Source organism: Methylococcus sp. S1M (assembly GCF_051295855.1).
GTDB lineage: Bacteria > Pseudomonadota > Gammaproteobacteria > Methylococcales > Methylococcaceae > Methylococcus > Methylococcus capsulatus.
In genome coordinates this window covers 1-24,230 of sequence record NZ_JBPDXO010000006.1, presented here as the reverse complement: position 1 = coordinate 24,230, position 24,230 = coordinate 1, and the positions used below count along the sequence as shown (strand labels likewise).

Genomic DNA, 24,230 nt, shown 5'->3' with positions numbered 1-24,230 from the left:
TTTTTCAACGCTTTCGATGAGGTCATAGAGCCATGACAGAGGCAACTCACGAAGAATACGCCATCCATGACGAGCACTTCGCCCACGGCCATCACGATGAACACGATCATCACGGTCCGGCCAAGGGCTTCATGCGCTGGGTATTCACGACCAACCACAAGGATATCGGCACGCTTTACCTGGTGACCGCCCTGATCATGTTCCTGGTCGGCGGTGCGATGGCGCTGGTGATTCGCGCCGAACTGTTCGAGCCGGGCATGCAGTACGTCGATCCTGCGTTCTTCAACCAGATGACCACGCTGCACGCCCTGATCATGGTGTTCGGCGCCGTGATGCCGGCGTTTGTCGGCTTCGCCAACTGGATGATCCCGATGATGATCGGTGCGCCCGATATGGCCCTGCCGCGCATGAACAACTGGAGCTTCTGGATCCTGCCGTTCGCGTTTACCCTGTTGGCCAGTACGCTGTTCATGGAAGGCGGCGCACCAGCGGCAGGTTGGACGCTCTATCCGCCGCTGGTACTCCAGGGCGGCGCCCACCTGCCGTTCGCCATCTTCTCGGTTCATCTGCTGGGCATGTCGTCGATCATGGGCGCGATCAACATCATCGTGACCGTGTTCAACATGCGCGCTCCCGGCATGACCCTGATGAAGCTGCCGCTGTTCGTGTGGACCTGGGTCATCACGGCCTTCCTGCTGATCGCCGTCATGCCGGTGTTCGCGGGTGCCGTGACCATGCTGCTCACCGACAAGTTCTTCGGCACCAGCTTCTTCAATGCGGCCGGCGGCGGCGATCCCGTCCTCTACCAGCATTTGTTCTGGTTTTTCGGGCATCCGGAAGTCTACATCATGATCCTGCCGTCCTTCGGCGTGATCTCGACCATCATTCCGACTTTCGCGCGCAAGCCTTTGTTCGGCTATTCCTCGATGGTGTATGCGACCGCGTCGATCGGTTTCCTGTCTTTCATCGTATGGGCACATCACCAGTACACCGTGGGTATGCCGCTGGCGGGCGAGCTGTACTTCACCTACGCCACCATGCTGATCGCCGTGCCGACCGGGGTGAAGGTGTTCAACTGGGTCGCCACGATGTGGAAGGGCGCGATGACTTTCGAAACACCGATGTTGTTCGCCATCGCGTTCGTGGTTCTGTTCACCATGGGTGGTTTCACCGGCCTGATGATGTCCATTTCGCCGGCCGACCTGCAGTATCACGACACCTATTTCATCGTGGCGCACTTCCACTACGTGCTGGTGCCGGGTGCGGTGTTCGCGCTGTTCGCGGGAACCTACTACTGGTTGCCGAAGTGGACCGGCCACATGTATGACGAAAAGCTCGGCAAGCTGCACTTCTGGTTGTCGACCGTGTCGGTCAACGTCCTGTTCTTCCCGCAGCATTTCCTGGGCTTGGCCGGCATGCCGCGCCGTATCCCCGACTACGCGGTACAGTTCGCCGAGTTCAACGCGATGTCGAGCGTGGGAGCCTTCATCTTCGGGTTCTCCCAGTTGATCTTCGTGTGGGTCGTCATCAAGGCGATCCGCGGGGGCGAGAAGGCGACGGACGAGGTGTGGGAGGGCGCGAGCGAGCACGGTCTGGAATGGACTCTGCCCTCGCCGCCGCCGTATCACACCTGGACCACCGCTCCGGACATCAAATGACCGGTATTAAACACGGGCCCGCCTTCGGGCGGGCCCAAAACGGCAAGGTCCATGGACTTACGTAAGAAAAACCTGATCCTGACGGGGGTCATCGTCCTCATCGTGATCGGGCTGTATCTTTTCTCCATCTATAAAGTGATTTCGTCGTCTTCGCCGTCGTGAGCCACCAGGAAACCGACAAGAGGAAACACGGGCGCCTCGTCTGGGGCATCGTCTTCGTCGCATTGGCGATGTTCGGTTTCGGATTCGCCTTGGCCCCTTTTTACAGCCTGTTCTGCGAAATCACCGGCCTGAATGGAAAGGTGCGCACCGAAGCGGTCGATGAGGTTGCCTATGACGTCGATGTTTCACGCGAGATTACGATCGAATTCGTCACCGAGCTGAACGAACGTATGCCGTTGGCCTTCAGCGTGGAGACGCCCAAGATGAAGATTCATCCGGGGCAGTATTACACCGTGAAGTTTTACGGCGAGAACCTGACGGACAGGCCGATGTTGGGTCGGGCCATACCGAGCATCACGCCGGGGACTGCCACGGCGTACCTGAAAAAGACCGAGTGCTTCTGTTTTTCGGAACAGAGGTTTGAACCGCACCAGCGCCGGGAGATGCCGGTCCGTTTCGTCATCGATCCGGGTCTGCCGAAGGACATCAAGGAATTGGCGCTTTCGTACACCTTTTTCGATATTTCCGATACCCAGAAAGACTAAAGCTGAACCTTCTTCGAATTTCATCAGGGGATTTACATGGCGACTAGCGCAGCTTCCTACTACATTCCGCACAAGGCGACCTGGCCTATCGTCGGTTCCATCGGTTTGACCAGCCTGCTGGCGGGCTTTGCGAACTACCTGAACGGTCTCTCCATCGGGCCGACCATGATGATTCTCGGCGCCGGCATCCTCGTGACCATGCTGGTGGGCTGGTTCGGTACGGTGATTCACGAAAGCGTCGCCGGCATCTACAGCGACCAGGTCGACCATTCGTTTCGCTGGGGGATGATCTGGTTCATCACCTCGGAAGTGTTCTTTTTCTCCGCTTTCTTCGGCGCGTTGTATTACGCCCGGATCTACGCGTTGCCGTGGCTCGGCGGCGAGGGAGAGCTGGGCGTGACCAACGAAATCCTCTGGAAGGGATTCGACGCCGTCTGGCCGAGCAACGGTCCAGGCAAGGTCGGCGGCGAATTCGAGCCGATGGAGGCCTGGGGCATTCCCGCGCTGAATACCCTGATCCTCCTGACCAGCGGCGGCACCGTCACCTGGGCCCACTGGGGTTTGTTGGCGGGCAATCGGGGGCAACTCGTCAAGGGGCTGATCGCCACCGTGGCGCTGGGCTTTCTCTTCGTCATCCTGCAGGCCTTCGAGTACCACGAAGCCTACACGGCGATGGGCCTGACCCTCGGTTCGGGGATTTACGGCTCGACGTTTTTCATGCTGACCGGGTTTCACGGCCTGCACGTCACGATCGGCGCGATCATCCTGACGGTCGTGCTGTTCCGCAGCATCCGCGGTCATTTCAGCGCAGAGCACCATTTCGCTTTCGAAGCCGCCGCGTGGTATTGGCACTTCGTCGACGTAGTCTGGCTCGGACTGTTCGTCTTCGTGTACTGGCTCTGAGCGGGCCGACTCTATAAAAAACGCTGCTTCGGCAGCGTTTTTTTGGACTTCTGCGACCAAGTGTCGGGAGCCGGGTAGCCCGAAGGATGCGCCGTGGTCGATATGGGCGACCGGTTCCGATGGAGTTGAGCGCGGCTGGAGCGGTATCTCGGGTGATGTGCGACCAGGGATGTATGCATCCCCCCACCTTGGACACTCGGCGTACCGCCCGCAGTTTTTTTTGGACGCGGATTTGCGGCTCATGCGGCCTTTTGGCCATTTTTTTGCCTCCGTGAGGTGGTTTTTCCGTGGATCGCTTTGATCGGGGGTGGGGTGAACCGCCCCGCTTCGTTGCCATGCGGGCCGATGAGGTCGGATTGGTGTGACATGGGCGTGATCAAAAGTCGCGGAGCGAATGCCGAATCACCCTCTCCCTTGGAGAGAGGGCCGGGGTGAGGGAAACCGTCATTGCCATCGGAATCTGCAACGGCATGGGGCACCGACGGTCAGAAATACCCTTCCTTCTTCTTTTCTTCCATGGACCCGGCCTGGTCGTGGTCGATGAGCCGGCCCTGGCGCTCGGAGGTCCTGGTCAGCAGCATTTCCTGGATGATCTCCGGCAACGTGGCGGCGTCGGATTCGATGGCGCCGGGATTAAGTCCGTAAACTGCTGTAAATCGGGCGGGGGGTAGCCACCGCTTCGGATCGGTAAATTGACGGTGTCGAATCGTTGATCGACCGATAGGAGGAAGCGATGTTAGCGTAAGCAAGGAATTGCTGCCTGGGGTGCCGGGCAGCCCAGACGGACCGGCGAAACTGGTGGAGGCGGTGCTGAACCAGATTCTGGAGGCGCAGGTCAGCGAGGCGCTGGGCGCGGAGCGCCACGAGCGGTCGGAGGAGCGCACGGGCTACCGCAACGGTCATCGGCCACGCACGCTTTACACGCGGGTGGGGGCGGTGACGCTCCTGGTGCCGCAGACGCGGGACGGCAGCTTCTCGACCGACATTTTCAAGTGCTACCAGCGGAGCGAACAGGCCTTCGTCCTGGCGCTGATGGAAAGGGTCGTGCAGGGCGTTTCGACGCGTAAGGTGGCGGCGATCACGGAAGAGCTGTGCGGGGCGAGTTTCTCGAAATCGACGGTCAGCAGCCTGTGTGCCGGACTCGATGTCCGAGTCCGGGCCTTCAACGAACGGCGGCTGGAAAGCGAGTACCCGTTCGTGCTGGTCGATGCCCTGTTAATCCAGAGCCGGCAGGAAGACCGCGTTCTGATGCGCACCGTGCTGGTCGTCAGCGGAGTGAGGAGCGACGGCTACCGGGAAATCCTCGGCGTGAGGATCGGTGACAGCGAGAGCTTTGCCACCTGGGACGAGACCTTCCGCCGGCTGAGGGGGCGCGGTCTCAAGGGTGTGGCCTTCGTGATCCCGGATCAGCATGGCGGCCTGCGGAAGGCGGTGGCCAGGCGCTTCCATGACGCCACCTGGCAGCGCTGCCAGGTACATCTGATGCGCAATATCCTGGGGTAGCTGTGGCTCGAAGATTCGCGCCGAGGTATCGGCGGCCGCCAGACCGGTCTTTCAGGCCGCCGATCTGCCCGAAGCACGGCGCCGGCTGGCCGAGTTCGGTGATCGCTTTGCCAAGAGCGCGCCCAAGGCGGTCGCCTGCCTGGAAGCCGGGTTCGAGGACACCATGGCGATCATGGCGCTGCCGGAAAGGTATCGCAGGCGGCTCAGGACGACCAACATGCAGGAACGGCTCAACGAAGAGATCCGTCGCCGCGAACGCGTCATCCGCATCTTCCCGAACGACGAATCGGCCCTGCGGCTGATCGGCGCCTTGGTGGCCAAGCAGAACGAGACCTGGCCGGAACGAAGGTGTCTGGACATGCGGGAGTATCACGAGTGGACGGCCGCCTGCGCCGCCGCCCGGGAAGGCAAGGACGTCGTTGCCCTCCCGGGCTGAAACCCAATCGTCATCAACCGGCTCGGAGTAGATTTACAGCAAGTATTGGACTTGACCGAAGACGCAAGGGCTGAGGTATTCGAGTACATCGAGGCCTACTACAACCGCCAACGGCGCCATTCGACCCTCAACTACCTGTCACCCTGTGACTTCGAAGTCCGAATGGCCGCTTAGTGAGGTCAGACGTCCACGAAAGGGTTCCAAGATCATCGGGCGGCGGTCTTGCCTGCCGCGTTACCGGAACAGATTTGACGGAGCTCTGCTAGAAACCCATCGGCCCTACTGAAGGGGGTAGGTCAAGGTTCTATGTCCTCCAAAAGAATTACGCTTAGGTTTGACAGGGAGCGATTTCTAGACTAGAAATACAACCTAAGGAACCTCTGAACAAACCCGATTTGGCTGGCGAAAACATATCCCGCTGATAATCAGGCTTTGAAAATGGGTGAAGGGCACCGAAATTCCTTACTTGCCGTGGCGATTCCCGCCCGGATGCGCCCGTCGGGGCGGATTCCGGACGCACCTCGCCCGTCAGGTCATCAATGCGTACCGCTTCAGGTAGAGATGGGTCAACCCTATCAGGGTAAACACCTGGGCGGCGTTCTTGGCCAGGCCCCGGTAGCGCGTCTTGGTGTAGCCGAACTGCCGCTTCATCACCCGAAAGAGGTGCTCGACGCGGCTGCGCAGCGAGGACAGCTTTCGATTGCGGCGTTTCTGCGCCGACCCCAGCCGCCGTTTCGGACGGGCCTTCAGGGCCACGCCCCACACGACCCCGGCCTGCCGCGCCGCGCGCTTGTAGGTGTCGTTGACGTAGCCGGCATCGCCGAGGATCAGCCGGTCGTCCTCGCGCAGCAGGTTCGGCAACTGGCTGATGTCCGAGGCGTGGGCCGGTGTGACCGAGACCGTGTGGGCGACACCGGTGTGAACATCCGCTCCCACGTGCACCTTCATGCCGAAGAACCACGGATTGCCCTTCTTGGTCTGATGCATCTCGGGATCGCGGGTCTTGGCTTTGTTCTTCGTCGATGGCGCGGCGTGGATGATCGTCGCATCCACCATCGTGCCCCCCTTGAGCAGCAGCCCTCGCGCTTCCAGCACGTCATTGATCGTGTTCATCAGCTTCGCCGTCAGCGCGTGACGTTCCAGCAGGCGCCGGAAGTTGAGGATCGTGGTTTCATCCGGCAGCGCATCATCGGCCAACTCCAGACCCGCAAAACGCCGCATCGATTCGATCTCGTACAGGGCATCTTCCAGGCCCGGGTCGGACAAGGCATACCAGTGCTGGAGGAAGTAAAGCCTGAGCATCGTCGCCAACGGGTACGGTTGACGACCGCGCCGACCCGCTTTCGGGTAATGCGGTTCGATCACCGCCAGCAGTTCCGGCCACGGCACCGCCCGCTCCATCTCGGCCAGGAACTTCTCGCGCCGGGTCTGCTTCTTCTTCCGGTCAAAGGCCAAGGAGGCGAAGGTGGTCTGTTTCATGGGGGCTCCGCGTTCAGGGGTTCTGGGCAGGGATTAGCTTATCACCAGGGTTTGTTCAGAGGTTCCCTAAGCTTGTTCAAGGTGTTGCCTTAAAATAGGGTTGGAGGACCTTAGCCGGGGGGTAGAGATGCGCTGTACGAAACGCGTGCAACGATTTCTGTCGCTGTCAGCGATGGAACGCAGTCTTTTCATTCAGGCCCTGTTTTTAATATTGCTATTCCGCGTGGCGTTACCCGTGGTTCGTTTTCGGAGAGCGTGGGCCTGCCTGGCCGGAATGGCTTCAATTCGACCTGAGGACATGAAGCGGCGCATTGTAATTCAGCCAGAAAAAACGGGAGCAGCGCTCGTTCGCGCTAGTCGATATGTTCCAGGCGCTACCTGTCTGATGCAGGCTTTAGCGGGGGTTTTGATGCTGAGGCGACAAGGTCACATTGCCGAACTCTGTATTGGAGTAGCAAAGCCAAATGGCGAATTTGGCGCTCATGCCTGGGTAGAGTGCGGCGGTCGCCAAGTGGTAGGAACTAAAGCGGATTTCACTACCTTATACGTATTGAAATGACAAGGATGGCCTGATGAGCGGGATCATAGGGATTTGTTATCAGAATGGGCGCTCGATCGACCGCACTGAGCTGGAGCGTATAACGGATTCGATCGCTCATCGGGGCCCGGATGGCTCCGGCATCTGGCTGGAGGGTGGCGTCGGTCTGGGGCATCGAATGCTCTGGACTACTCCAGAGTCGCTGAAGGAACAACTGCCTCTCGTCAGTTCGAGGGGCGATTTTGTCATTACCGCGGATGCTCGAATCGACAACCGCGACGATCTTGCCCGTCAGCTCAATCTTACCCTATCTGTAGATATACCTGACAGCGCGCTGATCCTGGCAGCCTACGAGGCTTGGGGCGAAAACTGTCCGACGAAACTCGTCGGAGATTTCTCGTTCGCTATCTGGGACAAGAGAAAACGCGCAATCTTCGCAGCCCGTGATCGGATCGGTATCAAGCCGTTCTATTATCACTATAGGGAAGGCCGTGTGTTCGCCTTCGCTTCAGAAATCGCCCCGCTGTTTCAGGCGGCCGACCTGGAAAAACAGCCCGAGCAGGATGCCATTCGGGAAATTCTCGCCACCTTCGCGATAGCCCACGGCCGCACTTTGTTCAAGGGTGTCCAGCGCCTGCCGCCGGCTTCCACCCTGATGCTGTGCGACGGCAACCTGGACGTGCGCCGGTATTGGGAACCCATCGCGGGACAGGGACGGCGCAAACCGGATCTGGCGGGACATATCGAGGAATTCCGCCATCTCTTCGGCGAAGCCGTCAGGGCGCAGATCCGCAGCGCCTATCCCATTGGTTGCCTGCTGGGCGGCGGGCTGGATGCCGCCTCCGTGCTCTGTGTCGCTGCCCGCCTGGTCCCGGACAGGACCCGGCTGAGCAGTTATTCCATGGTGTTTGACCTCCTACCGTGCGATGAGCGAGAATTCATCGAACAGACGGTTCAGCAAACCGGCGTAGAGAGTGTTATCACCGTGGCCGACGAGGCCCCCGCCGAGGGTTGGGAAGGTTTGCAGGCATGTAATAGATTGCAACCGGATTGGCCGATTCAGGGTCTGCCGAGACAGTCCTTCTGGCCCTTGCTGGACGAAGCCGGGGCTCGCGGGGTGAGGGTCATGCTCACCGGGATCGGTGGTGACGAAGTGACCCAGGGCAGCCCCTATTACTTGGCTGCCCTGTTGACCTCGGGGCGCTGGCTTGGATTAGCAAAAGAATTGAAACGTTATCGTTTCTCGCGCCATGTCCTGTGGTTCTGGATAATGGAAGCCATCCTGCCCGAGTGGGCCTGCAAACTGGGAAGGCAGTTCATTGATTGGGCGCGAGGGCCGTCGGAGGCTTCATTCTTCTTCGGCAGCAAGGAGCAGGTCGCCTGGATCAAAGGCCATCAGCTGCCGCGTCGGGGTTTCCCCTCGGCCAGCGCCTGGCATGAAGCAAGCGTCTTGACCCATCCAACGATCAGCCTGGCTTTTGAAGGTGGATGGGACGCGTTGGGTCGGCACGGTGTGCTGGAGTTTCGCCATCCTTTCTATGATGCCAGACTGGTGGAATTTCTTCTTTCGGTTCCGTCCGAGGAAAAAAGGCGGCAGGGTACGACCAAATTAATTTTGCGCGAAGCGATGAAAAACGTGTTGCCGGAAGCGTTACGGCTACGGACCGGCAAGGCGGAATTCTCGCCCATGATCGCATCAAGACTCGATTCTATGACTTTCGACCCGGGTTCCCTCACCCTTACCCGGAGCGGATTGCTTTCACCAAACAGGGTGGCAAACATGAACGCGCGCCGCGCCGCCCAGCCTTCACCGCTGAGTGCGCTAGTATTGTGGCATCTGGCGGCGTTGGAAATCTGGCATCGTCTTCACTTCAAACCTCCTATAGGAGATTATTCATGAACGCATCCGAACAGCAGAAAGAAGCCACTCTCGGCGGCAAGATGCCGAAAAAAAAGCCATATCCATATATGGCGCCGGTGCTGAGCGATTATGGGAAGTTGACAGAGGTTACGCAGATGGCAACTGTAAGCGCCTCGGTCAGTACAATAAACCTTTCTGCGGCCGACGTAATAACGTAAACAAACACCGGTTAACGCACCCGTAACGCCAGCTAACGCATTTTTATGCTTTTTTCCGCCTACGGAATTGGGATTGACTCCGAGTTACCCTTGACCGGCTTGCCCGCACCGCGAGGTAAGCAGTTGTTGACGTTGAAGCTGAAATCAGGCTGTTTTCACCGATTGGATATCACCGGCCGGTGTGAGGAGACAGTGGCAGAAGGCTACAGGTATTCGAAGCTTGTGTGGGGGGAACACCCACTACTTTATATTGAAGGGGTTGGCGACTTCCATTTACGTCCGCAGGAATCTAGTATCTGCTGCATGCTCGTGCCGGGAATCGACAGGGACATGGCTCGGTATTGGGTGATCAATTTTGTCCTTCCGGTTTTCCTTTTGCTGAATGGCCGATTCGAGATTTTCCATGGCTCGGCGGTGGATATCGGAAACGGCGGTGTGGCGTTTCTCGCCGAGTCGATGGGTGGGAAATCCACACTGGCTAATTTCTTCGTCCGGCAAGGCCACGCTCTGCTGTCTGATGAACATTTGGGTATTGTTCAACAACAGGGGTTTTGTGTGGTTCCAAGTGTGCCCTATATCCGTGCATTCCGTATGGCCGAGGTTCTCGGTGATCCGGTCGAGCGATTCGCTCCCCAACCTCTGCCCCTCCGGGCGATCTTTCTTCTTGACCTGGGCGAAGAGCCTGCTAGGGTGGTTCCGTTAACGGATGGCGGGGTGCTGGCGGCGCTGGCGGGAAAGTGCCACCTTTCAAGAAAATTAAATTTTTTGAACTTCACCAAAGAGCGGTTTTCGCGTCTTGCCGAGTTAGCTGAGGCAGTCCCGGTTGCTAAGCTCTGCGTACCACGGGATTTGTCGCGCTTACCGGAAGTATACGAAACAGTCCTGTCGCACCTTGGGGAACCGCATGATTCAATATGATACGATTGGTTTGGTGTACACGCGGGCTTGCCCCTTGTCCTGCGCTCATTGCATCACGGAATCCTCGCCAAAGGTCCGGGGACGTATGGGACTGGAGCAAGCCAGCGATTACCTTAAAACAATTTCCCTTTTCAGCCCTAGTGTTTGCTTCACTGGTGGTGAAGCCATGCTGTATTACCGGGACATCCTGGAACTCGTTTCCCAGGCGCGGGGTTTGGGGCTTAAAACCTCGCTTGTCAGCGGGGCCGGCTGGGTGCGTGGCGAGTCCTCGACGCGAGCGCGCATCAAGGCGCTGGCTGGGGCCGGGCTAAATCATGTCTGCATCTCCTGGGACCAGTATCACGAAGAGTTTTCAGCGCGGGAAAGGCCCTTGCTGCTAGCTCGTCTCGCGCTTGAGGCCGGGTTGGAAGTAGCTGTGCGCGTCGTGGCCATCAGTGATGCCCAGAAGGAAGCCTATCATGCAATGTTCGACGGCTTGCCCGTCTATTTGCAGGCTCAGACTCCAATTATGTTGGGACGGGCAGCGTCGCTGCCAGCGCAGCATTTCGCTTTCAGGGATGAACCTCCAGACGGCGTTTGTGCCGTTATTCTCAGTCCTACCATAGAGGCCGATGGCACTGTCTACGCTTGCTGCGGACCTTAGTATTATGCGAGTCACTCTTCACCCTTGCGGTTGGGTAATACCTTAGAGGAACCACTGGAAGACATTCTGGCGCGTAGCCGGCAGGATCCGTTTCTGGAGATGATTCATGTCGCCGGGCCTTATGGCCTGTATAAATTGTTGAAGGATCTTCCGGCGGGAGAGGCATGTTTAAAGACCCGCCCGGCCTACAGCAGCATCTGCGACTTGTGCCTGGACGTTACCAACGATCCCAAACTGGTAACTGCGGTGCGTGAGCGAATCGCGGATATTGACGCCCAGCGCTTGCGCGTGGCAGGCCGTTTGTGGATGAAAAATAAGCTATTGCCGGAACTGAAAAAGAGGAGAACTATCATGAAAGAAATGGAGCCAGAGGCATGACGGAGGAAGCAGGTTTGCCGAACGACATGATGATCACGATACCGGAGCCGGTGGTTTTCGAGAAAGTCGGCGAGGAAACCGTCTTGCTGAATCTCGATACCGGATTTTATTTTGGTCTCAACCCGGTGGGCAGCCATATCTGGGAACTGCTCGTTGCCACGAAGAACCCCGCCAGCGTTCTGGCCGCCCTGCGCGAGGAATACGACGTGGAGGGCGAGGTGCTCGAACGGGATTTGGCGAATCTGATCCGTGACTTGGCCGAAAAAAAGCTTATCGAACTCGGATAGGGTTTGCTCCGGTTACTGACGAGCTTTACGGCACCGAAGAAGGCGGCCATGCGAGATCCAGGGATTGGCGAGGTCGTGGATGGGGCTTCAACGTCACCGTTGCTTGGGTTTGCGATGAGAGTCTCCCCGCTACGACGGCAAGCCCCGACCGCCAGAGACGTGGCCGCTTCGATACTTTACGAGTACCAGCTGGGCGAGCTGGGCAGGCAGTTTGCGACGGTTGGGCTGGCGCCGGTTGTCGTCAAGGGACAGGCCATCGTCGATCTCGCTTTTCCGAAGGAAGAGATTCGTTTGGCGGGTGACGTGGACCTTTTGGTGGGCGACGAGGCTGAGGCCGTCGTTGATGTTTTGACGGGATTGGGTTATGAGGAAATCCCACCGCGTTCTACGCATTTCCGTTCCGAAGATCGCAGCTTTGTTCAGCAAGGAAAGCGATTGCCGAAGTTGGTCGAACTTCATCAATGCCTCGACAAGGTTCTCTTACGCCCGATTCCATACGATGAGATCCTTGCCCGCGCGAAACCTTCCGGACGACCCGGTTTCCGCTATCCAGAAATAGAAGACTTGTTCCTATTGGTCGTCCTGCACGCGAGCGCAGACATTTTCTTCGATCAGGCGAGGGTCGAGCGCGATTTGTGGTTTCTCTTGAATCACGGGAGGCCCGACATGGCTGCCGTCTGGTCACGAGCCCAGCAATGGGAATTGTCGCGTGCGCTTCGCCGGTTGTTGAAAGGACATTATCCGGCAGCCAAGAACAAGCCACCCGGTCCGTTTGTTTATCTGGCCAATCAAGCACTATGGCATGACAGCTTTCTTACCGTTTTGCGCGGAGTGGCGAAGTATTCGTACGCTCGCCTGCTGGATCGCCTGTACCCTTGAAATTTGATGTGAGTTCCGCTGACGCTTCGTTGGGTGAGACGGTGAGCACGTGGTTTCCGGTCAGAGATATCGCCGATGTTTGATCGCTCCCGCCTGCATCGGCTCTGGCAGGTCCGCCGGTCCGTGCAGCTCGTCTGGAAAAGCAGCCCGAAGTCGACGCTGATACACGGGGGATTGATGTTGGTCCTGGGGCTTCTGCCTGTGGCGGGCCTTTACTTGGTCAAGCTCATTATCGACACCGTAACCGCGCAGGAAGCGCCTGAGTGGGAAAGCATCGGGGGCTTGCTTGCCGCAGCTTTGAGCATTGCGGTACTCACCGACTGGCTCCGTGCCTTGGATGCGCATGTCAGTGAGATCCAGTCTCAGCAGGTCACCGATCATGTGCATGACTTGCTTCACAAGCAGGCGATTAGGTTGGACCTCGGCTATTATGAAAATCCCGAATTCCAGGACAATTTGCACCGTGCGCAGACCGAGGCGCCTTATCGACCGGCTTTGATCATCGACCGGCTCATCAGTCTTTTGCAGAATGCCGTTTCCTTGGGTGCAATCGCATTGCTGCTGCTGGCGTTTCATTGGGAGTTGACCCTTGGCCTGTTTCTTTTCATGTTGCCCATCCTTTTCGTCCGGATGCGCCATGCGCGACTTCAGCATCGGCATTGGCAGAGTTGGACCGCTCGGCAACGTCAGGCGTACTATTTGAGCCAATTGCTGAATTTCCAGGACCATGCCAAGGAGGTAAGGCTATTCGGGCTAGGGAACCATCTTCACCAACGGTTTATGGACTTGCGGAAGTCGATTCGTCAGGACCGCCTGGCGTTATCGCGCGATCGGACCAAAGGAGAGGCGCTTACTCAAGGCTGCGCATCCTTGGGTGTTTACGGCGCACTTGCTTTTCTCGCTTATCAAACCATGGTGCGAGCCATCAGCATCGGCGACATGGTGGTCTATTATCAGGCGTTGCAGCGAGGTCAAGCGTTATTGCGGGATTTATTCGCCAGCGCCGCCGGTCTTTACGAGAACGCGCTGTTCCTGGCGAATTTTTACGACTTTCTATTGCTGGAACCGCGGGTGAAAGAACCGGAAGTGCCCTGCGTGATTCCGCAGCCGCTGCGAGGTGAGATTCGCTTTGAATGCGTCAGGTTCGACTATCCGCACGGAACGCGTCCGGTATTGAAAGCGGTGGACATGACGATTTCTGCGGGGGAAAAAGTGGCTCTGGTCGGCAAGAACGGTGCCGGCAAGACTACACTGGTTAAACTGTTATGCCGGTTGTACGATCCTACGGAAGGTCGAATCACAGTAGATGGTATCGATCTTCGTAATTTCTCAAGCGAAGAGTGGCGAAAGCAAATCGGCGTGGTTTTCCAGGATTTCGGCCGTTATCAATTTACCGTCAGGGAGAACATTGGGTTTGGCGACCTTGTTGCTCGGAATCTACCTGGACAAATCGAACAAGCGGCCCGGCTTAGCGGAGCGGATGGATTCATAGCGGGTCTCCCTCACGGCTATGACTCGCTACTCGGTACATTGTTTGCCGGCGGAGAGGAACTGAGTATCGGCCAGTGGCAACAGATCGCGATCGCTCGGGCAGCCTTGCGATCGGCACCCATCATCATCTTGGACGAACCGACCAGCGCACTGGATCCGGAAGCCGAAGCCCAGGTGTTGGAGCGGTTCCGGCAGATAGCGGAGGGACGGACCGCGATTTTGATCAGTCACAGGTTGTCTACGGTGTGTATGGCGGACCGTATTTTCGTGCTCGATGACGGCAGGGTTTGCGAGTCTGGAACGCATACAGAACTGCTCAGTCTCAATGGCGTTTATGCGGGGATGTTCCATTCTCAGGCGCGACACTATCGAACCGTGCAAGAGTGAGATTCTTTGGCTTGCAGCCGCTGATTGGCAATTCAATGCAGCCGATTGGGGGTTCTCGTACCACGCCGGACATACTGATGAAATTGCGCTGAGTCTTGGAAAAATAGCGGTAGGCGACGTCGATGGTGATGCCCTGCTCGCGCTAGGCCTGCAGGCCGTCGACCAACCGGGCACCTCGAAAAACCGGGAATGAATCGGGTCAAACGAGCAATCCGACGTGATCAGTCGGTCGTCCCGCGATTTTTCCAGTGTCGCCCCTGCCTGGAGGGCTTTTTCCCGCCCGGAACCGCTCCTTCCGGCGTTGCCGGACGGTCGCTGTGCGCCAGAAGGCCACCACTCCGCACGCCTTGAGGCTGCACAGGCGACGTGGGTTGTAGGTCGCCGCTTTCCCCGTGAGCAGGAACCGGGGCCGGTCCAGGCCGACGCAGCGCAGCAGTTTGCCGCCCATCTGGTCGATGGCGGCGAACACGTGTCCGACCCTGGCCCGGACCCTGGCGATGCGGGTGTTACGGCGCTCCTGGCAGGCGGACAGGGGCCTGTCCTTCGCCGCCTTGTGCCGGATGTGGACCCCCAGCCCTGGGCCTTGCGCCCGCCATCGACATCGCCCTTGTCGCCGTAGAGGCCGCGTCCGGTGTTGGCGGTGTCCAGCACGTCCTCCAGGTGGAGCGAGTCGTTCTCGCCGGCGGTGCTGACCCTGAGCTTGCGGATCACCTCGTAGCGCCGGTCCCCGCTGACCGATGCCTTGTAGCCGAAGCAGGACTTGCCATGCTTCCGCGTCCAACTGGCGTCCACATCCCGCTGCCGCCGCTTGGCGGGCTTCCGGTCGGCGGGCGTGGCCTGTTCCTTGATCAGTTCCCGCGTTTCCCGCGTGACGTGCTGCCGGGGAACCGGGACCAGGCCGGCGTCCACGATCCGCCCGCCACGGGCGATGTAGCCGTGCCGCCCAGTGGCCGGGGGGATTACCGGGGCGATGGAAACCGTCATTGCCATCGGAATCTGCAACGGCATGGGGCACCGATGGTCAGAAATACCCTTCCTTCTTCTTTTCTTCCATGGACCCGGCCTGGTCGTGGTCGATGAGCCGGCCCTGGCGCTCGGAGGTCCTGGTCAGCAGCATTTCCTGGATGATCTCCGGCAACATGGCGGCGTCGGATTCGATGGCGCCGGTCAAGGGGTAGCAGCCCAGGGTGCGGAACCGCACTTTCTTCCGCATCGGCACTTCGCCGGGCAACAGCGGCATGCGCTCATCATCCACCATGATCGGCATGCCATCGCGCTCGACCACCGGCCGCTCGAACTCGCTCACTACTTCCCGAAATGTGTGGATGGCCTCCGATTCCAGCTGCTTCAGGTGGGCGAGCCGGCACTCGCCCGGCGGCCGAAGGAGGGCGGCTCGGAGGGATTTCCGGGAACGGGCCAGGCATTGCAGGCCGGGTGTGACGTATACCTCGGGTCGCCGACGGGGATCAAGCGATGGCGTAATCGGGTTCGCGTTCCCCGTATTCCAGCCGTTCGTAATAGCCGCCCTTGACCAGGTCGGCGCCGACGATCCGGGCCAGTGCGGCGTCGGCTTTCGTTTCGACGCCTTCCAGCAGAAACTGGGTATCCAGTCCACGCATGACGGCGGGTAGGCTCTGGCTCCTTTTCGCCCATTCCGGTCGTGTGTTCGGATGCGCGAAGAAGGCGGTGTCGAGCCGCACGAAATCCGGCGCGAAGCGATACAGGAATTCGATGCAGTAGCGCTCGAGGAAGGCGTGGTCGGCGTGCTCGTCGAACTTGATGGCCGTGCCGTAGCCGTGATCGCGGTAGCTCTTCAGCCCGTCCAGCAGGCGGACGAACTGGCGGTCGTAGACCGGCGTCACCTGTACGGTGATGACCACCCGGCGCGGCGACAGCCCGCAGCGGAAGATCACGTCTTCGAAGTAGGCGCCGTGGTTGCGTTTCACACCCAGGATGTGGCGCGGGTGGACATGCAGGAACAGACTGCCGTCGTCATGGGCGATAGGCAGGAAATTCAGCATGTGAATGGTGCGGCAGAGCCGGTCCAGGTTGACCACCGGCGGACCGTCGTCGGCGAGGGCGTAGACCTGTTCGGTGCTGTCACCGGATGTTGCGGTCTGGGCGGCCTTGAGCGATGCGTCGTAGCCGACCACCATGGAAGGCGCATGGGTCAACCGGATCGGGTGCAGTTCCGTGCTCAGGCGGACGTCGCCGAACCGGCCTTCGACGCGGTCGCCGTGGAGTTCCAGGGGATTTTCCGAGAGCAGTTGCTCTTCCTTGAGTTTTTGATTGAAGCAATTGACGAGTTCGAAAAGTGGCATAGTCGGTGTCCTCGCTAGACTGATTTCGTCAGGTGTCCGGTGGTTCGTATCGTTCCGACGGGTGCATTCGAGGCGCGGATGCGGGCTTCATCTGGATCTGACATCGGGTTGTGCGGTTCATCGCGTTGGCTCTTGTCCGGGGTTGAACGGGCGGCGGGAGAAAGGTGCGCTCCGGTGACGGGTGCCGAACTCCGGGGCGCCCGGTACTACGGCCGTCACTTGGCGCTGTAAATCTGGTCGAAGACGCCGCCGTCGGCGAAGTGGATCTTCTGCGCCTTGCCCCAGCCGCCGAACAATTCATCGATCGTGAACAGTTGGATGGGGGCGAAATCCTTGGCGTGTCTGGCCAGTACCGCCTGGTCGCGTGGCCGGTAGTGGTGCTTGGCCGCCAATTCCTGGCCTTCCGGGCTGTAAAGGTAGTCCAGGTAGGCTTTGGCGACGTCGCCGGTGCCGCGCTGGCGGACGATGTCGTCGACGACGGTGACCGTGGGTTCGGCCAGTATGCTGATGGAGGGTGCGACGATCTCGAAGTTGTCGGCGCCGTACTCTTTCAGGATGAGGTAAGCCTCGTTTTCCCAGGTGATCAGCACGTCGCCGATTTCCCGTTCGGCGAAGGTGATGGTCGAGCCGCGGGCGCCGGTGTCGAGCACGGCGGCGTTCTTGTAGATCTTCGCGACCAGGTCCCGCGCCGCCTGCTCGTTGCCGTACTTCTTCAGGGCGTAGCCCCACGCGGCCAGGTAGTTCCAGCGCGCGCCGCCCGAGGTCTTCGGGTTGGGCGTCACTACCGATACGCCGGTCTTGGCCAGATCGTCCCAGTCTTTGATGCCCAGAGGGTTGCCCTTGCGCACCAGGAATACCATGGTGGAGGTGTAGGGGGCGCTGTTGTGGGGCAGCTTGGCCTGCCAGTCCGCCGAGATCAGCTTGCGCTTCTCGTGCAACTGGTGCACGTCGTAGGCCAGAGCGAGGGTGACGACATCGGCGTCCAGTCCGTCGATCACCGCCCGCGCCTGCTTGCCCGAGCCGCCGTGCGACTGGCGGATCTCGAGCGTCTGGCCGGTTTTTTCCTTCCAGTGCTTGGCGAAGGCGGCGTTGTAATCCTGATAGAACTCGCGGGTCGGATCGTATGACACGTTGAGCAGGGTCAGGTCCGAGGCCGGGGCCGTGCCGGCGCCGAATAGTGCTGCGAGCGCGAGCAGGGATGCGGCTGCGCCTGCCTTGATCGAGAGTTTCATGTGGTATTCCCCGATTGAATGAACAAAGCTCCCAGACCCGGCATCGAGATGCCGGGTACGACGCCGAATCAGAACGAAACCTGGATACGGGTGTCGAAGACTTTTTCCGTCGCCCGGTCGACTACGTCGTTGGTGAGCGTGCCTTTGGAGTCGTAGACTCCGCCACCGCCCTGGAAGGACGTCTGGTTGTAGTCGGCCATGATCTTGACGTTCTGGTTGAGCCACCAGTTGATGCCGATCGACCAGTTGGTTGCGTTCCGGACCGCCTGGCGGGGATCGGCGAAGGCATAGATCGGCGTCGAGCTGCCCGGCTTGGCGACGTTCCGGAAGACGTCACTGTCAAAGGCGATTTCGGTCCAGCGCGCGGCGGCCTGCCAGGCGCCCCATTTCCCTTCGAAAGGGTTGAACGCATGCCGCGGCCGCACGCCCTGGAAGGTGTTGTCCTCGCCGGTCAGCACGTAGGATGCAGTGACGTTCCAGGCATAGTCGTTTTCGATGGTCGAGTACTTGGTTACGGTGTGTGGTCCCGTGCCGGTGTTCACCGTGCTTTGGTTGGCCACGCCGGCCTGCGAAAACGCATACTCGCCGATCAGGCCGAATGGTCCCCAATACCAGTAGGCCTGCGGATAGATACGGTACTGGGTGCCGTCGATACGCGCTGCCGATGCGTACTTGAACATGGTTTGCTGGCCGGCTGTGGCGTAGGTCGGCGTCGCCGAATCATTGGGGTGTCCCCAGGATCCGCCGATGCCGACGCCCAGTCCTTCCACGGCGTCAAGGCCGGCGCCCTTGAAAGGATGGGCGAAGATGCGGGCTTCCACCTGTTTTCCATCCGTGGTGGGGCTGTCGATGTTGCCATTGTTGACCGTGCCATCGAAGATGCCCACCTGATAGGCAAGAAACTCCGGAAACTGGTACAGGTTGTAACTGCGGGTGGATTCGGTCTCCCACGGGCCGTCGAATTCGCCATGCAGCATGGCGCCGATGTCGCGGTTGGGGGCGAGCTGGGTGGGGAAGCCGCGCTCCAGGAAGGTCAGGGCAGAGGCGCTCTGCAAGCGCTCCAGGCTGATGGGAGCCTTGAACTTGCCTGCCGCCAGGCTGGCCGAGCGGAAATAGCGCAGGTCGGCATACGCGTCGAACAGACGGGCCGCGCCCATGCCGAAGTCGGGCATGATGCGCCAGTCGATGTCTTTCCAGAGGGTGCCTGAGAAGATGGGGCGGACACGCCGCATGATGAAGCGGTTGACGAGACCGTCGCCGTTGACATTGTTCGGATCCTCGTCGTCTACGAAATAATAGCCGTCGGCCTGTACCAGTCCGCGGAAATTCAGCTTGAAATCGCCGTCCTTGCTTTCAACGTTGAGTCCTTGCGTGCCGACCTCGACGTTCGGCAGTTTGGCCCACTTGCCGTCGGAGACCTCTTTGTCCACTTCCAGCTTACGCTCGATGAGTTTGACTTTCTGGTCGATCTTTTTGATGTCGGGCACGGGAGCCGCGGCGGCCGCAGTCGTCTGTTTGGCCGAGGCTGTTTCCAGCGCATGCAAAGCCTTTTCCAGTTTCGATTCCAAGTCGTGGACACGCGCTTCCAGAACGTCCACGCGGTCGTGTTGGGTTTTGGCGTTCAGATTCGGAGCGTTGAGGCTCGTCAGCGTCGTCACTGCAAGCGTCAGGGCTTTTTTTCCGTACATCGGGAAGTTTCTCCGTTCGTCGGCTCGGAGAACTTCCGGTGTTCCGGTCAGTTCCGTAGCAAATTCATGTTTTAGTTATACTGATGTGCCTCCGGAAGGCCGGTGGGCAGGGCGATCGGAGTTCATTCAGACCGCGGTTTGGGGCCGGAATTTCTCCCGCCTTTCGATCTGCACGATGCGCCCGTCGTGCACGGTGATCTCCACCGAGCCGAAGCGGATGCCGCTCAGCGCCTCGACGATCTGGGCGGCCTGCGTGTCCGGCGTTGCGGAGGCTGGTTCGGATGGCGGTGTTTTCTGCGAATGCTGGGTCACGATGGATTCCTCCCTTCCTGTGTAGGAGCAGACGCTCGTTGTTCGGATGGCGCCAGTGTATGCACGTCTTTATATGAATAGAAAGAATAAAAATAAATATATATATATCTATATTTTTTAGTGTCTGCTGTCTTTCCGATTCCAGTTTGATTCGTTCTTCATGTCTGTTTCGTCCTCGATCGCCGGTTTCCTGGGCGTATTCGCCCTGTCCCTGGGGCTTACCGGAGCCGTTCTGCGATACGCGCGACGGCGCCTGCTGGATGTTCCCAACGCCCGCAGTTCCCACCGGGTGCCGACGCCGCGGGGTGGCGGTCTGGCCATCGTGTTGGCGCTGTTGGGGGGGGAGGTCTACTGGCGCTTGGTCGTCGGGGAGTTCGCCGTCGGCTTCGCTGTCTTGGCTGGCGGCGTCCTGGTCGCGGCGGTGGGCTTCTGGGACGACCATGGCCATCTGTCCGCCCGCTGGCGCCTGCTCGCCCATCTGGCGGCGGCGGCCCTTGCCGTGGCGAGCCTGCCGGGCGACATGCCTTTACGGTTGGGACCCGTTTCGCTCGGTTCCGGAGCCTTCGCCGATTTCATCGGCGTGCTGGTCATCGCCTGGATGCTGAACCTTTTCAATTTCATGGACGGCATCGACGGTCTGGCCGGGCTGGAAGTGGTCAGTGTGGGAGCCGGTGCCACCCTCTTGCTTTTGTTATCATTGCCTTCAGGCGGTGCGCTGCCCGTCGCGCCCGGTCTGTTGGCTGCCGCTACCCTGGGTTTTCTGGCGTGGAACTGGCCGCCGGCGAAGATTTTCATGGGCGACGTCGGCAGCGGCTTCGTAGGCTATCTGCTGGGCTGCGAAGCGATCGCGACAGCGAAGACCGGGACGCTGGGCCTCGCGGTGTGGCTGATTCTGGCGGGGGTGTTCGTAGTGGATGCCAGCTTCACGTTGGTTCGCCGCATGACCGGCGGCCAGCGCTGGTACGAGGCGCATCGCTCGCATGCCTATCAACACGCTGCGCGGAGACTGGGGGGGCACGCGCCGGTCGATCATCGCGTCCTGGCGATCAACCTGCTGTGGCTGCTGCCGATGGCTGGGTTCGTGGTCTGGAATCCGGCCTTGGAACTGCCCTTGCTGATACTGGCTTATCTGCCGCTGCTCTGTCTGGCGATCCGCCTGCGAGCCGGCCAACCCGAGCTTTGATCTGTGATTCGAGCACACCTTGACAAGTTGCGTTCGCGCACTGTCATTTTCCTGCACGACCTGCTGATGGTGCCGCTGGCATGGTTCGGCGCCTATTGGTTGCGCTTCAATCTGTCCGAAGTGCCGGAGCCGCACCTGAGCGTCGCGATCAAATGGTTCCCTCTCGTGGCCGTGATCCAGGGCGCGGTGTTCCGCCTGTTCGGCCTGTACCGGGGCATCTGGCGTTTTGCTTCCATGCCCGATCTCCTTCGGATCGCCAAAGCTTCCGCCAGCGGCATCGTCCTGATCGTCGCGGCGCTTTTCTTCCTGGAGCGGCTGGACGCCGTGCCACGTTCAGTCATCCCGCTCTACACGTTGCTGTTGGTTCTGTTTTTGTCGACGCCGCGCGCCTTGTACCGGATGTGGAAGGATCGCTCCGTGCACCTGATGAACGGACGCCGCGCCCTGATCGTGGGAGCCGGCAAGGCCGGCGAAACCCTGGTGAGGGACCTGCTGCGCAGCAGCGAATCGGCTTTCGCACCGGTGGCTTTCGTCGACGACGACCCGCACAAGCGTGGCTGGGAAATCCATGGTGTGCGGGTGCGCGGTTCCTGCGACCGTATCCCCGCGCTGGCCGAAGAACTGGACATCGAGGCCATCCTGATCGCGATGCCATCAGCCGGCGATCGGGACATGCGCCGCATCGTGGAGATCTGCGAGACGACCGGCCTGCCGTTTTTGACGCTGCCTTCGGTGCAGGAGATGTGGGGAGGGCGGGTGTCCGATGCCTTGCGGGACGTGTCCATCGAAGACCTGTTGGGTCGCGCCCCGGTGAGGCTGGATTCCGCCGAACTGGCCGGTTACCTCGATGGCAAGTGCATCATGGTGACGGGGGGAGGCGGGTCCATCGGCTCGGAGCTGTGCAAGCAGATCGCGCGATTCTCGCCGGGACGTCTGGTCGTCTTCGAACACTGCGAATTCAATCTGTATCGCGTCGAGCTCGAACTACGGCAGGCCTTTCCCGACATGGCGATACATGCCGTATTGGGAGACGTCACCGATGCCGCTTCGGTGAGACGGGCGATCGACGTCCACAAACCGGCCATCATCTTCCATGCCGCGGCTTACAAGCACGTGCCCTTGCTGCAGCAGCAGGTCCGGGAAGCGGTCTTCAACAACGTGATCGGGACGCGCACGGTGGCCGAAGTCGCGGTCGAGCACGGGGTCGGCGAATTCGTGCTGATCTCCACGGACAAAGCGGTCAATCCCACCAACGTGATGGGTGCCACCAAGCGTGCCGCCGAACTGGTGGTTCAGAGTTACAACGGTCACACGGCGACGCGGTTCATCACCGTGCGTTTCGGCAACGTGCTCGGCTCGGCAGGCAGCGTGGTGCCGCTGTTCCGCGAGCAGATCCGTAACGGCGGGCCGGTTACCGTGACGCATCCGGAAGTCACGCGGTTTTTCATGACCATTCCCGAAGCTTGTCAGCTCATCATGAAGGCGGCCGCGACCGGCCAGGGGGGGGAAGTGTTCGTGCTGGACATGGGGGAGGCCGTCCGCATCGGCTACCTGGCCGAACAGATGATCCGTCTCAGTGGCAAACGCCCAGGGACGGACATCGCCATCGAATACGTCGGCCTGCGGCCCGGCGAAAAAATGCATGAGGAGCTATTCCTCGGCTTCGAAAAGCTCCAGCCGACCAGTCATGCCAAGCTGATGCTGGCCCAGGCGCCGCCGTGTGACCGTTCTCTCGTCGCGGCCCGGATCGCCGCGATGGAGGCAGCCTGCCGCAGTTTCGACCAGGACGGGGTCTTTCGGGAACTGTGCCATCTGGTGCCGGAATACCGTGACGCAGGGTCCGGAAGCTGAAAATGTGCTTGTATTCCAGTGGCCGCTTGGATAGAATTACCCGCTTTGATTGGGGCGCCAGAACGGAGCGTACAAAAAAATGAAAACCTTTAGCGCAAAGCCGGCTGAGGTTAAACGCGACTGGTATGTCGTCGATGCCGAAGGCAAGACGCTGGGTCGTCTGAGCACGGAAATCGCGCGTCGCCTGCGCGGCAAGCACAAGCCCGAGTACACGCCGCATGTCGATACCGGCGACTACATCGTGGTCGTCAATGCCGAGAAAGTGCGCGTGACCGGCAACAAGGAACAGGATAAGATTTATTACAAACACACCGGTTACATCGGCAACATGAAGTCGATCAGCCTGGGCAAGCTGCGTGACCGCCGTCCCGAACTCATCATCGAAACCGCGGTGAAGGGCATGCTGCCGAAGAACCCCTTGGGCCGGGCGATGTTCCGTAAACTGAAGGTCTACGCCGGGCCGAGCCACCAGCACCAGGCGCAGCAACCGAAACCTCTCGAAATTTAACGAACGACTCAGGCACATGGCACAGACCCAGTACTACGGCACGGGCCGCCGCAAGAGCGCGATCGCCCGTGTCTACACCCGGACCGGCACCGGCCAGATCCGCATCAATGACAAATCGCTGGAAGAGTATTTCGGCCGCAAGACGGACCGTATGATCGTCATGCAGGCATTGGAAGCGGTCGAAATGACTGATAAGCTCGATGTCAACGTCAAAGTCATTGGCGGCGGACCTTCCGGTCAGGCCGGTGCCATTCGCCATGGTTTGGCTCGCGCACTCATCGAACTGGATGAGGCCATGCGTCCCGTGCTGCGTAAGGCGGGCTACGTGACCCGCGATGCGCGCGAGGTCGAACGTAAGAAAGTCGGCCTGCACAAGGCACGTCGCCGCCCGCAGTACTCCAAGCGTTAACCGAGTTCCGCTGGGGGATCGTCTAGCGGTAGGACAGCGGACTCTGACTCCGTCAACCGTGGTTCGAATCCACGTCCCCCAGCCAATGAAATCAAGCCCTTACGCAAATGCGAAGGGCTTTTTCATTGCCCGGTGTCAACCAAGTGTCAACGCACTTATGTAAGGCCGCGCGCGATTTGGCACAAATTTGCCCGACTATTGGCATAGCCCTAACCGCGGTTCCTGATGATCAACGCCTCGAATAGCGCTCGATCCTTGCCAAAGGAGTAGCGGATGCCGATGCGTCCCAGGGGCAGCCCTTCAAATGACCCTGCCCCTGCAAAGTGGAGTGCTTAGCCCTTGTTGAAAATGTCGACAAGGGGTGAAGCGATGAGTGACAAGCAGGTGCGTGCGCAGTACACGCGGGAGTTCAAGCTGGAGGCGGTGCGGCAGGTGCGCGC

General features: G+C 59.8%; 22 protein-coding genes, 1 tRNA gene and 5 pseudogenes. 19 read left to right on the top strand and 9 right to left on the bottom strand.

The window, feature by feature from the left end; translation table 11 throughout:
* Positions 1-32: 32 nt before the first annotated feature.
* The 3 genes from ctaD to ACSHWJ_RS11340 all read left to right on the top strand — a co-directional run bounded on the left by ctaD (position 33) and on the right by ACSHWJ_RS11340 (position 3,268).
* Entirely contained in the window at positions 33-1,658 is a 1,626-nt protein-coding gene (ctaD, locus tag ACSHWJ_RS11350; protein WP_010960200.1) for a cytochrome c oxidase subunit I, read from the top strand.
* 158 nt (positions 1,659-1,816) lie between these two features.
* The gene (locus ACSHWJ_RS11345; protein WP_282213498.1) at positions 1,817-2,365 is read left to right on the top strand and encodes a cytochrome c oxidase assembly protein; all 549 of its coding nucleotides are present in this window, start codon (positions 1,817-1,819) and stop codon (positions 2,363-2,365) included.
* A gap of 36 nt (positions 2,366-2,401) precedes the next feature.
* Positions 2,402-3,268, top strand: a complete 867-nt coding sequence (locus ACSHWJ_RS11340; protein WP_010960203.1) for a cytochrome c oxidase subunit 3 — start codon at positions 2,402-2,404, stop codon at positions 3,266-3,268.
* Positions 3,269-3,753: 485 nt separating this feature from the next.
* On the opposite strand, the pseudogene ACSHWJ_RS11335 reads toward ACSHWJ_RS11340, so the two are convergent.
* A pseudogene (locus ACSHWJ_RS11335) lies at positions 3,754-3,897 on the bottom strand (sulfate adenylyltransferase subunit CysD); the annotation flags it as partial.
* A gap of 91 nt (positions 3,898-3,988) precedes the next feature.
* On the opposite strand from ACSHWJ_RS11335, the pseudogene ACSHWJ_RS11330 reads away from it, so the two are divergent.
* Both ACSHWJ_RS11330 and ACSHWJ_RS11325 read left to right on the top strand, forming a co-directional pair.
* A pseudogene (locus ACSHWJ_RS11330) lies at positions 3,989-5,207 on the top strand (IS256 family transposase).
* Between the two features lie 63 nt (positions 5,208-5,270).
* Positions 5,271-5,381: pseudogene (locus ACSHWJ_RS11325) on the top strand (IS3 family transposase); the annotation flags it as partial.
* A gap of 354 nt (positions 5,382-5,735) precedes the next feature.
* Here ACSHWJ_RS11325 and ACSHWJ_RS11320 read toward each other — a convergent pair.
* A complete protein-coding gene (locus ACSHWJ_RS11320; protein WP_010960204.1) occupies positions 5,736-6,686 on the bottom strand; it encodes an IS5-like element ISMca7 family transposase in 951 nt (316 codons plus the stop codon).
* A gap of 127 nt (positions 6,687-6,813) precedes the next feature.
* Between ACSHWJ_RS11320 and ACSHWJ_RS11315 the strand changes: the two genes are divergently transcribed.
* From ACSHWJ_RS11315 to ACSHWJ_RS11275, 9 genes are all read left to right on the top strand, one after another.
* Positions 6,814-7,245, top strand: coding sequence for a lasso peptide biosynthesis B2 protein (locus ACSHWJ_RS11315; protein WP_435928733.1), 432 nt, complete (start codon positions 6,814-6,816; stop codon positions 7,243-7,245).
* Positions 7,246-7,258: 13 nt separating this feature from the next.
* Positions 7,259-9,124, top strand: a complete 1,866-nt coding sequence (locus ACSHWJ_RS11310) for an asparagine synthase-related protein (RefSeq protein WP_432539860.1) — start codon at positions 7,259-7,261, stop codon at positions 9,122-9,124.
* Complete coding sequence (locus ACSHWJ_RS11305) at positions 9,121-9,303, top strand: hypothetical protein (RefSeq protein ID WP_282213495.1); 183 nt, start codon at positions 9,121-9,123, stop codon at positions 9,301-9,303. Before ACSHWJ_RS11310 ends, ACSHWJ_RS11305 begins: the two co-directional genes overlap by 4 nt.
* 126 nt (positions 9,304-9,429) lie before the next feature.
* Positions 9,430-10,221: a hypothetical protein gene (locus ACSHWJ_RS11300; protein ID WP_282213494.1), complete on the top strand. Its 792-nt coding sequence runs from the start codon at positions 9,430-9,432 to the stop codon at positions 10,219-10,221.
* On the top strand, positions 10,208-10,864 hold the full coding sequence (locus ACSHWJ_RS11295) for a radical SAM protein (RefSeq protein WP_432539861.1): 657 nt from the start codon (positions 10,208-10,210) through the stop codon (positions 10,862-10,864). Before ACSHWJ_RS11300 ends, ACSHWJ_RS11295 begins: the two co-directional genes overlap by 14 nt.
* Before the next feature lie 99 nt (positions 10,865-10,963).
* Positions 10,964-11,242: a hypothetical protein gene (locus tag ACSHWJ_RS11290; RefSeq protein WP_432539862.1), complete on the top strand. Its 279-nt coding sequence runs from the start codon at positions 10,964-10,966 to the stop codon at positions 11,240-11,242.
* Positions 11,239-11,529: a PqqD family protein gene (locus tag ACSHWJ_RS11285; protein ID WP_282213492.1), complete on the top strand. Its 291-nt coding sequence runs from the start codon at positions 11,239-11,241 to the stop codon at positions 11,527-11,529. The genes ACSHWJ_RS11290 and ACSHWJ_RS11285 overlap by 4 nt, the downstream gene beginning before the upstream one ends.
* 3 nt (positions 11,530-11,532) lie before the next feature.
* Positions 11,533-12,408: a nucleotidyltransferase family protein gene (locus tag ACSHWJ_RS11280; RefSeq protein WP_017364132.1), complete on the top strand. Its 876-nt coding sequence runs from the start codon at positions 11,533-11,535 to the stop codon at positions 12,406-12,408.
* Positions 12,409-12,483: 75 nt separating this feature from the next.
* Positions 12,484-14,286 (top strand): ABC transporter ATP-binding protein, encoded by a 1,803-nt coding sequence (locus ACSHWJ_RS11275; protein WP_010960209.1) that lies wholly within the window; start codon positions 12,484-12,486, stop codon positions 14,284-14,286.
* Positions 14,287-14,485: 199 nt separating this feature from the next.
* Here ACSHWJ_RS11275 and ACSHWJ_RS11270 read toward each other — a convergent pair whose 3' ends face one another.
* The 7 genes and pseudogenes from ACSHWJ_RS11270 to ACSHWJ_RS11240 form a co-directional block, all read right to left on the bottom strand.
* A complete protein-coding gene (locus ACSHWJ_RS11270) occupies positions 14,486-14,755 on the bottom strand; it encodes a hypothetical protein (RefSeq protein ID WP_050738169.1) in 270 nt (89 codons plus the stop codon).
* A gap of 194 nt (positions 14,756-14,949) precedes the next feature.
* A pseudogene (locus tag ACSHWJ_RS11265) lies at positions 14,950-15,270 on the bottom strand (hypothetical protein); the annotation flags it as partial.
* A 37-nt stretch (positions 15,271-15,307) separates the two neighbouring features.
* Positions 15,308-15,580: pseudogene (locus ACSHWJ_RS11260) on the bottom strand (sulfate adenylyltransferase subunit CysD); the annotation flags it as partial.
* A 172-nt stretch (positions 15,581-15,752) separates the two neighbouring features.
* Positions 15,753-16,607 carry an EAL domain-containing protein gene (locus tag ACSHWJ_RS11255; protein WP_010960210.1) on the bottom strand — a complete coding sequence of 285 codons (855 nt, stop codon included), beginning with the start codon at positions 16,605-16,607 and terminating at the stop codon, positions 15,753-15,755.
* 215 nt (positions 16,608-16,822) lie between these two features.
* Positions 16,823-17,839 carry a sulfate ABC transporter substrate-binding protein gene (locus ACSHWJ_RS11250; protein ID WP_010960211.1) on the bottom strand — a complete coding sequence of 339 codons (1,017 nt, stop codon included), beginning with the start codon at positions 17,837-17,839 and terminating at the stop codon, positions 16,823-16,825.
* 68 nt (positions 17,840-17,907) lie between these two features.
* The gene (locus ACSHWJ_RS11245; protein WP_432539863.1) at positions 17,908-19,527 is read right to left on the bottom strand and encodes an OprO/OprP family phosphate-selective porin; all 1,620 of its coding nucleotides are present in this window, start codon (positions 19,525-19,527) and stop codon (positions 17,908-17,910) included.
* Positions 19,528-19,653: 126 nt separating this feature from the next.
* On the bottom strand, positions 19,654-19,839 hold the full coding sequence (locus tag ACSHWJ_RS11240) for a YezD family protein (RefSeq protein ID WP_017364326.1): 186 nt from the start codon (positions 19,837-19,839) through the stop codon (positions 19,654-19,656).
* A 160-nt stretch (positions 19,840-19,999) separates the two neighbouring features.
* Between ACSHWJ_RS11240 and ACSHWJ_RS11235 the strand changes: the two genes are divergently transcribed.
* From ACSHWJ_RS11235 to ACSHWJ_RS11215, 5 genes are all read left to right on the top strand, one after another.
* Positions 20,000-21,022, top strand: a complete 1,023-nt coding sequence (locus ACSHWJ_RS11235) for an MraY family glycosyltransferase (RefSeq protein WP_432539864.1) — start codon at positions 20,000-20,002, stop codon at positions 21,020-21,022.
* Between the two features lie 27 nt (positions 21,023-21,049).
* Positions 21,050-22,873 carry a polysaccharide biosynthesis protein gene (locus tag ACSHWJ_RS11230; protein ID WP_333688487.1) on the top strand — a complete coding sequence of 608 codons (1,824 nt, stop codon included), beginning with the start codon at positions 21,050-21,052 and terminating at the stop codon, positions 22,871-22,873.
* Positions 22,874-22,952: 79 nt separating this feature from the next.
* Entirely contained in the window at positions 22,953-23,381 is a 429-nt protein-coding gene (gene rplM, locus ACSHWJ_RS11225) for a 50S ribosomal protein L13 (protein ID WP_010960215.1), read from the top strand.
* A gap of 16 nt (positions 23,382-23,397) precedes the next feature.
* The gene (gene rpsI, locus ACSHWJ_RS11220) at positions 23,398-23,790 is read left to right on the top strand and encodes a 30S ribosomal protein S9 (protein WP_010960216.1); all 393 of its coding nucleotides are present in this window, start codon (positions 23,398-23,400) and stop codon (positions 23,788-23,790) included.
* An 11-nt stretch (positions 23,791-23,801) separates the two neighbouring features.
* Positions 23,802-23,875: transfer RNA gene (locus tag ACSHWJ_RS11215), tRNA-Gln, on the top strand.
* Positions 23,876-24,230 lie beyond the last annotated feature (355 nt).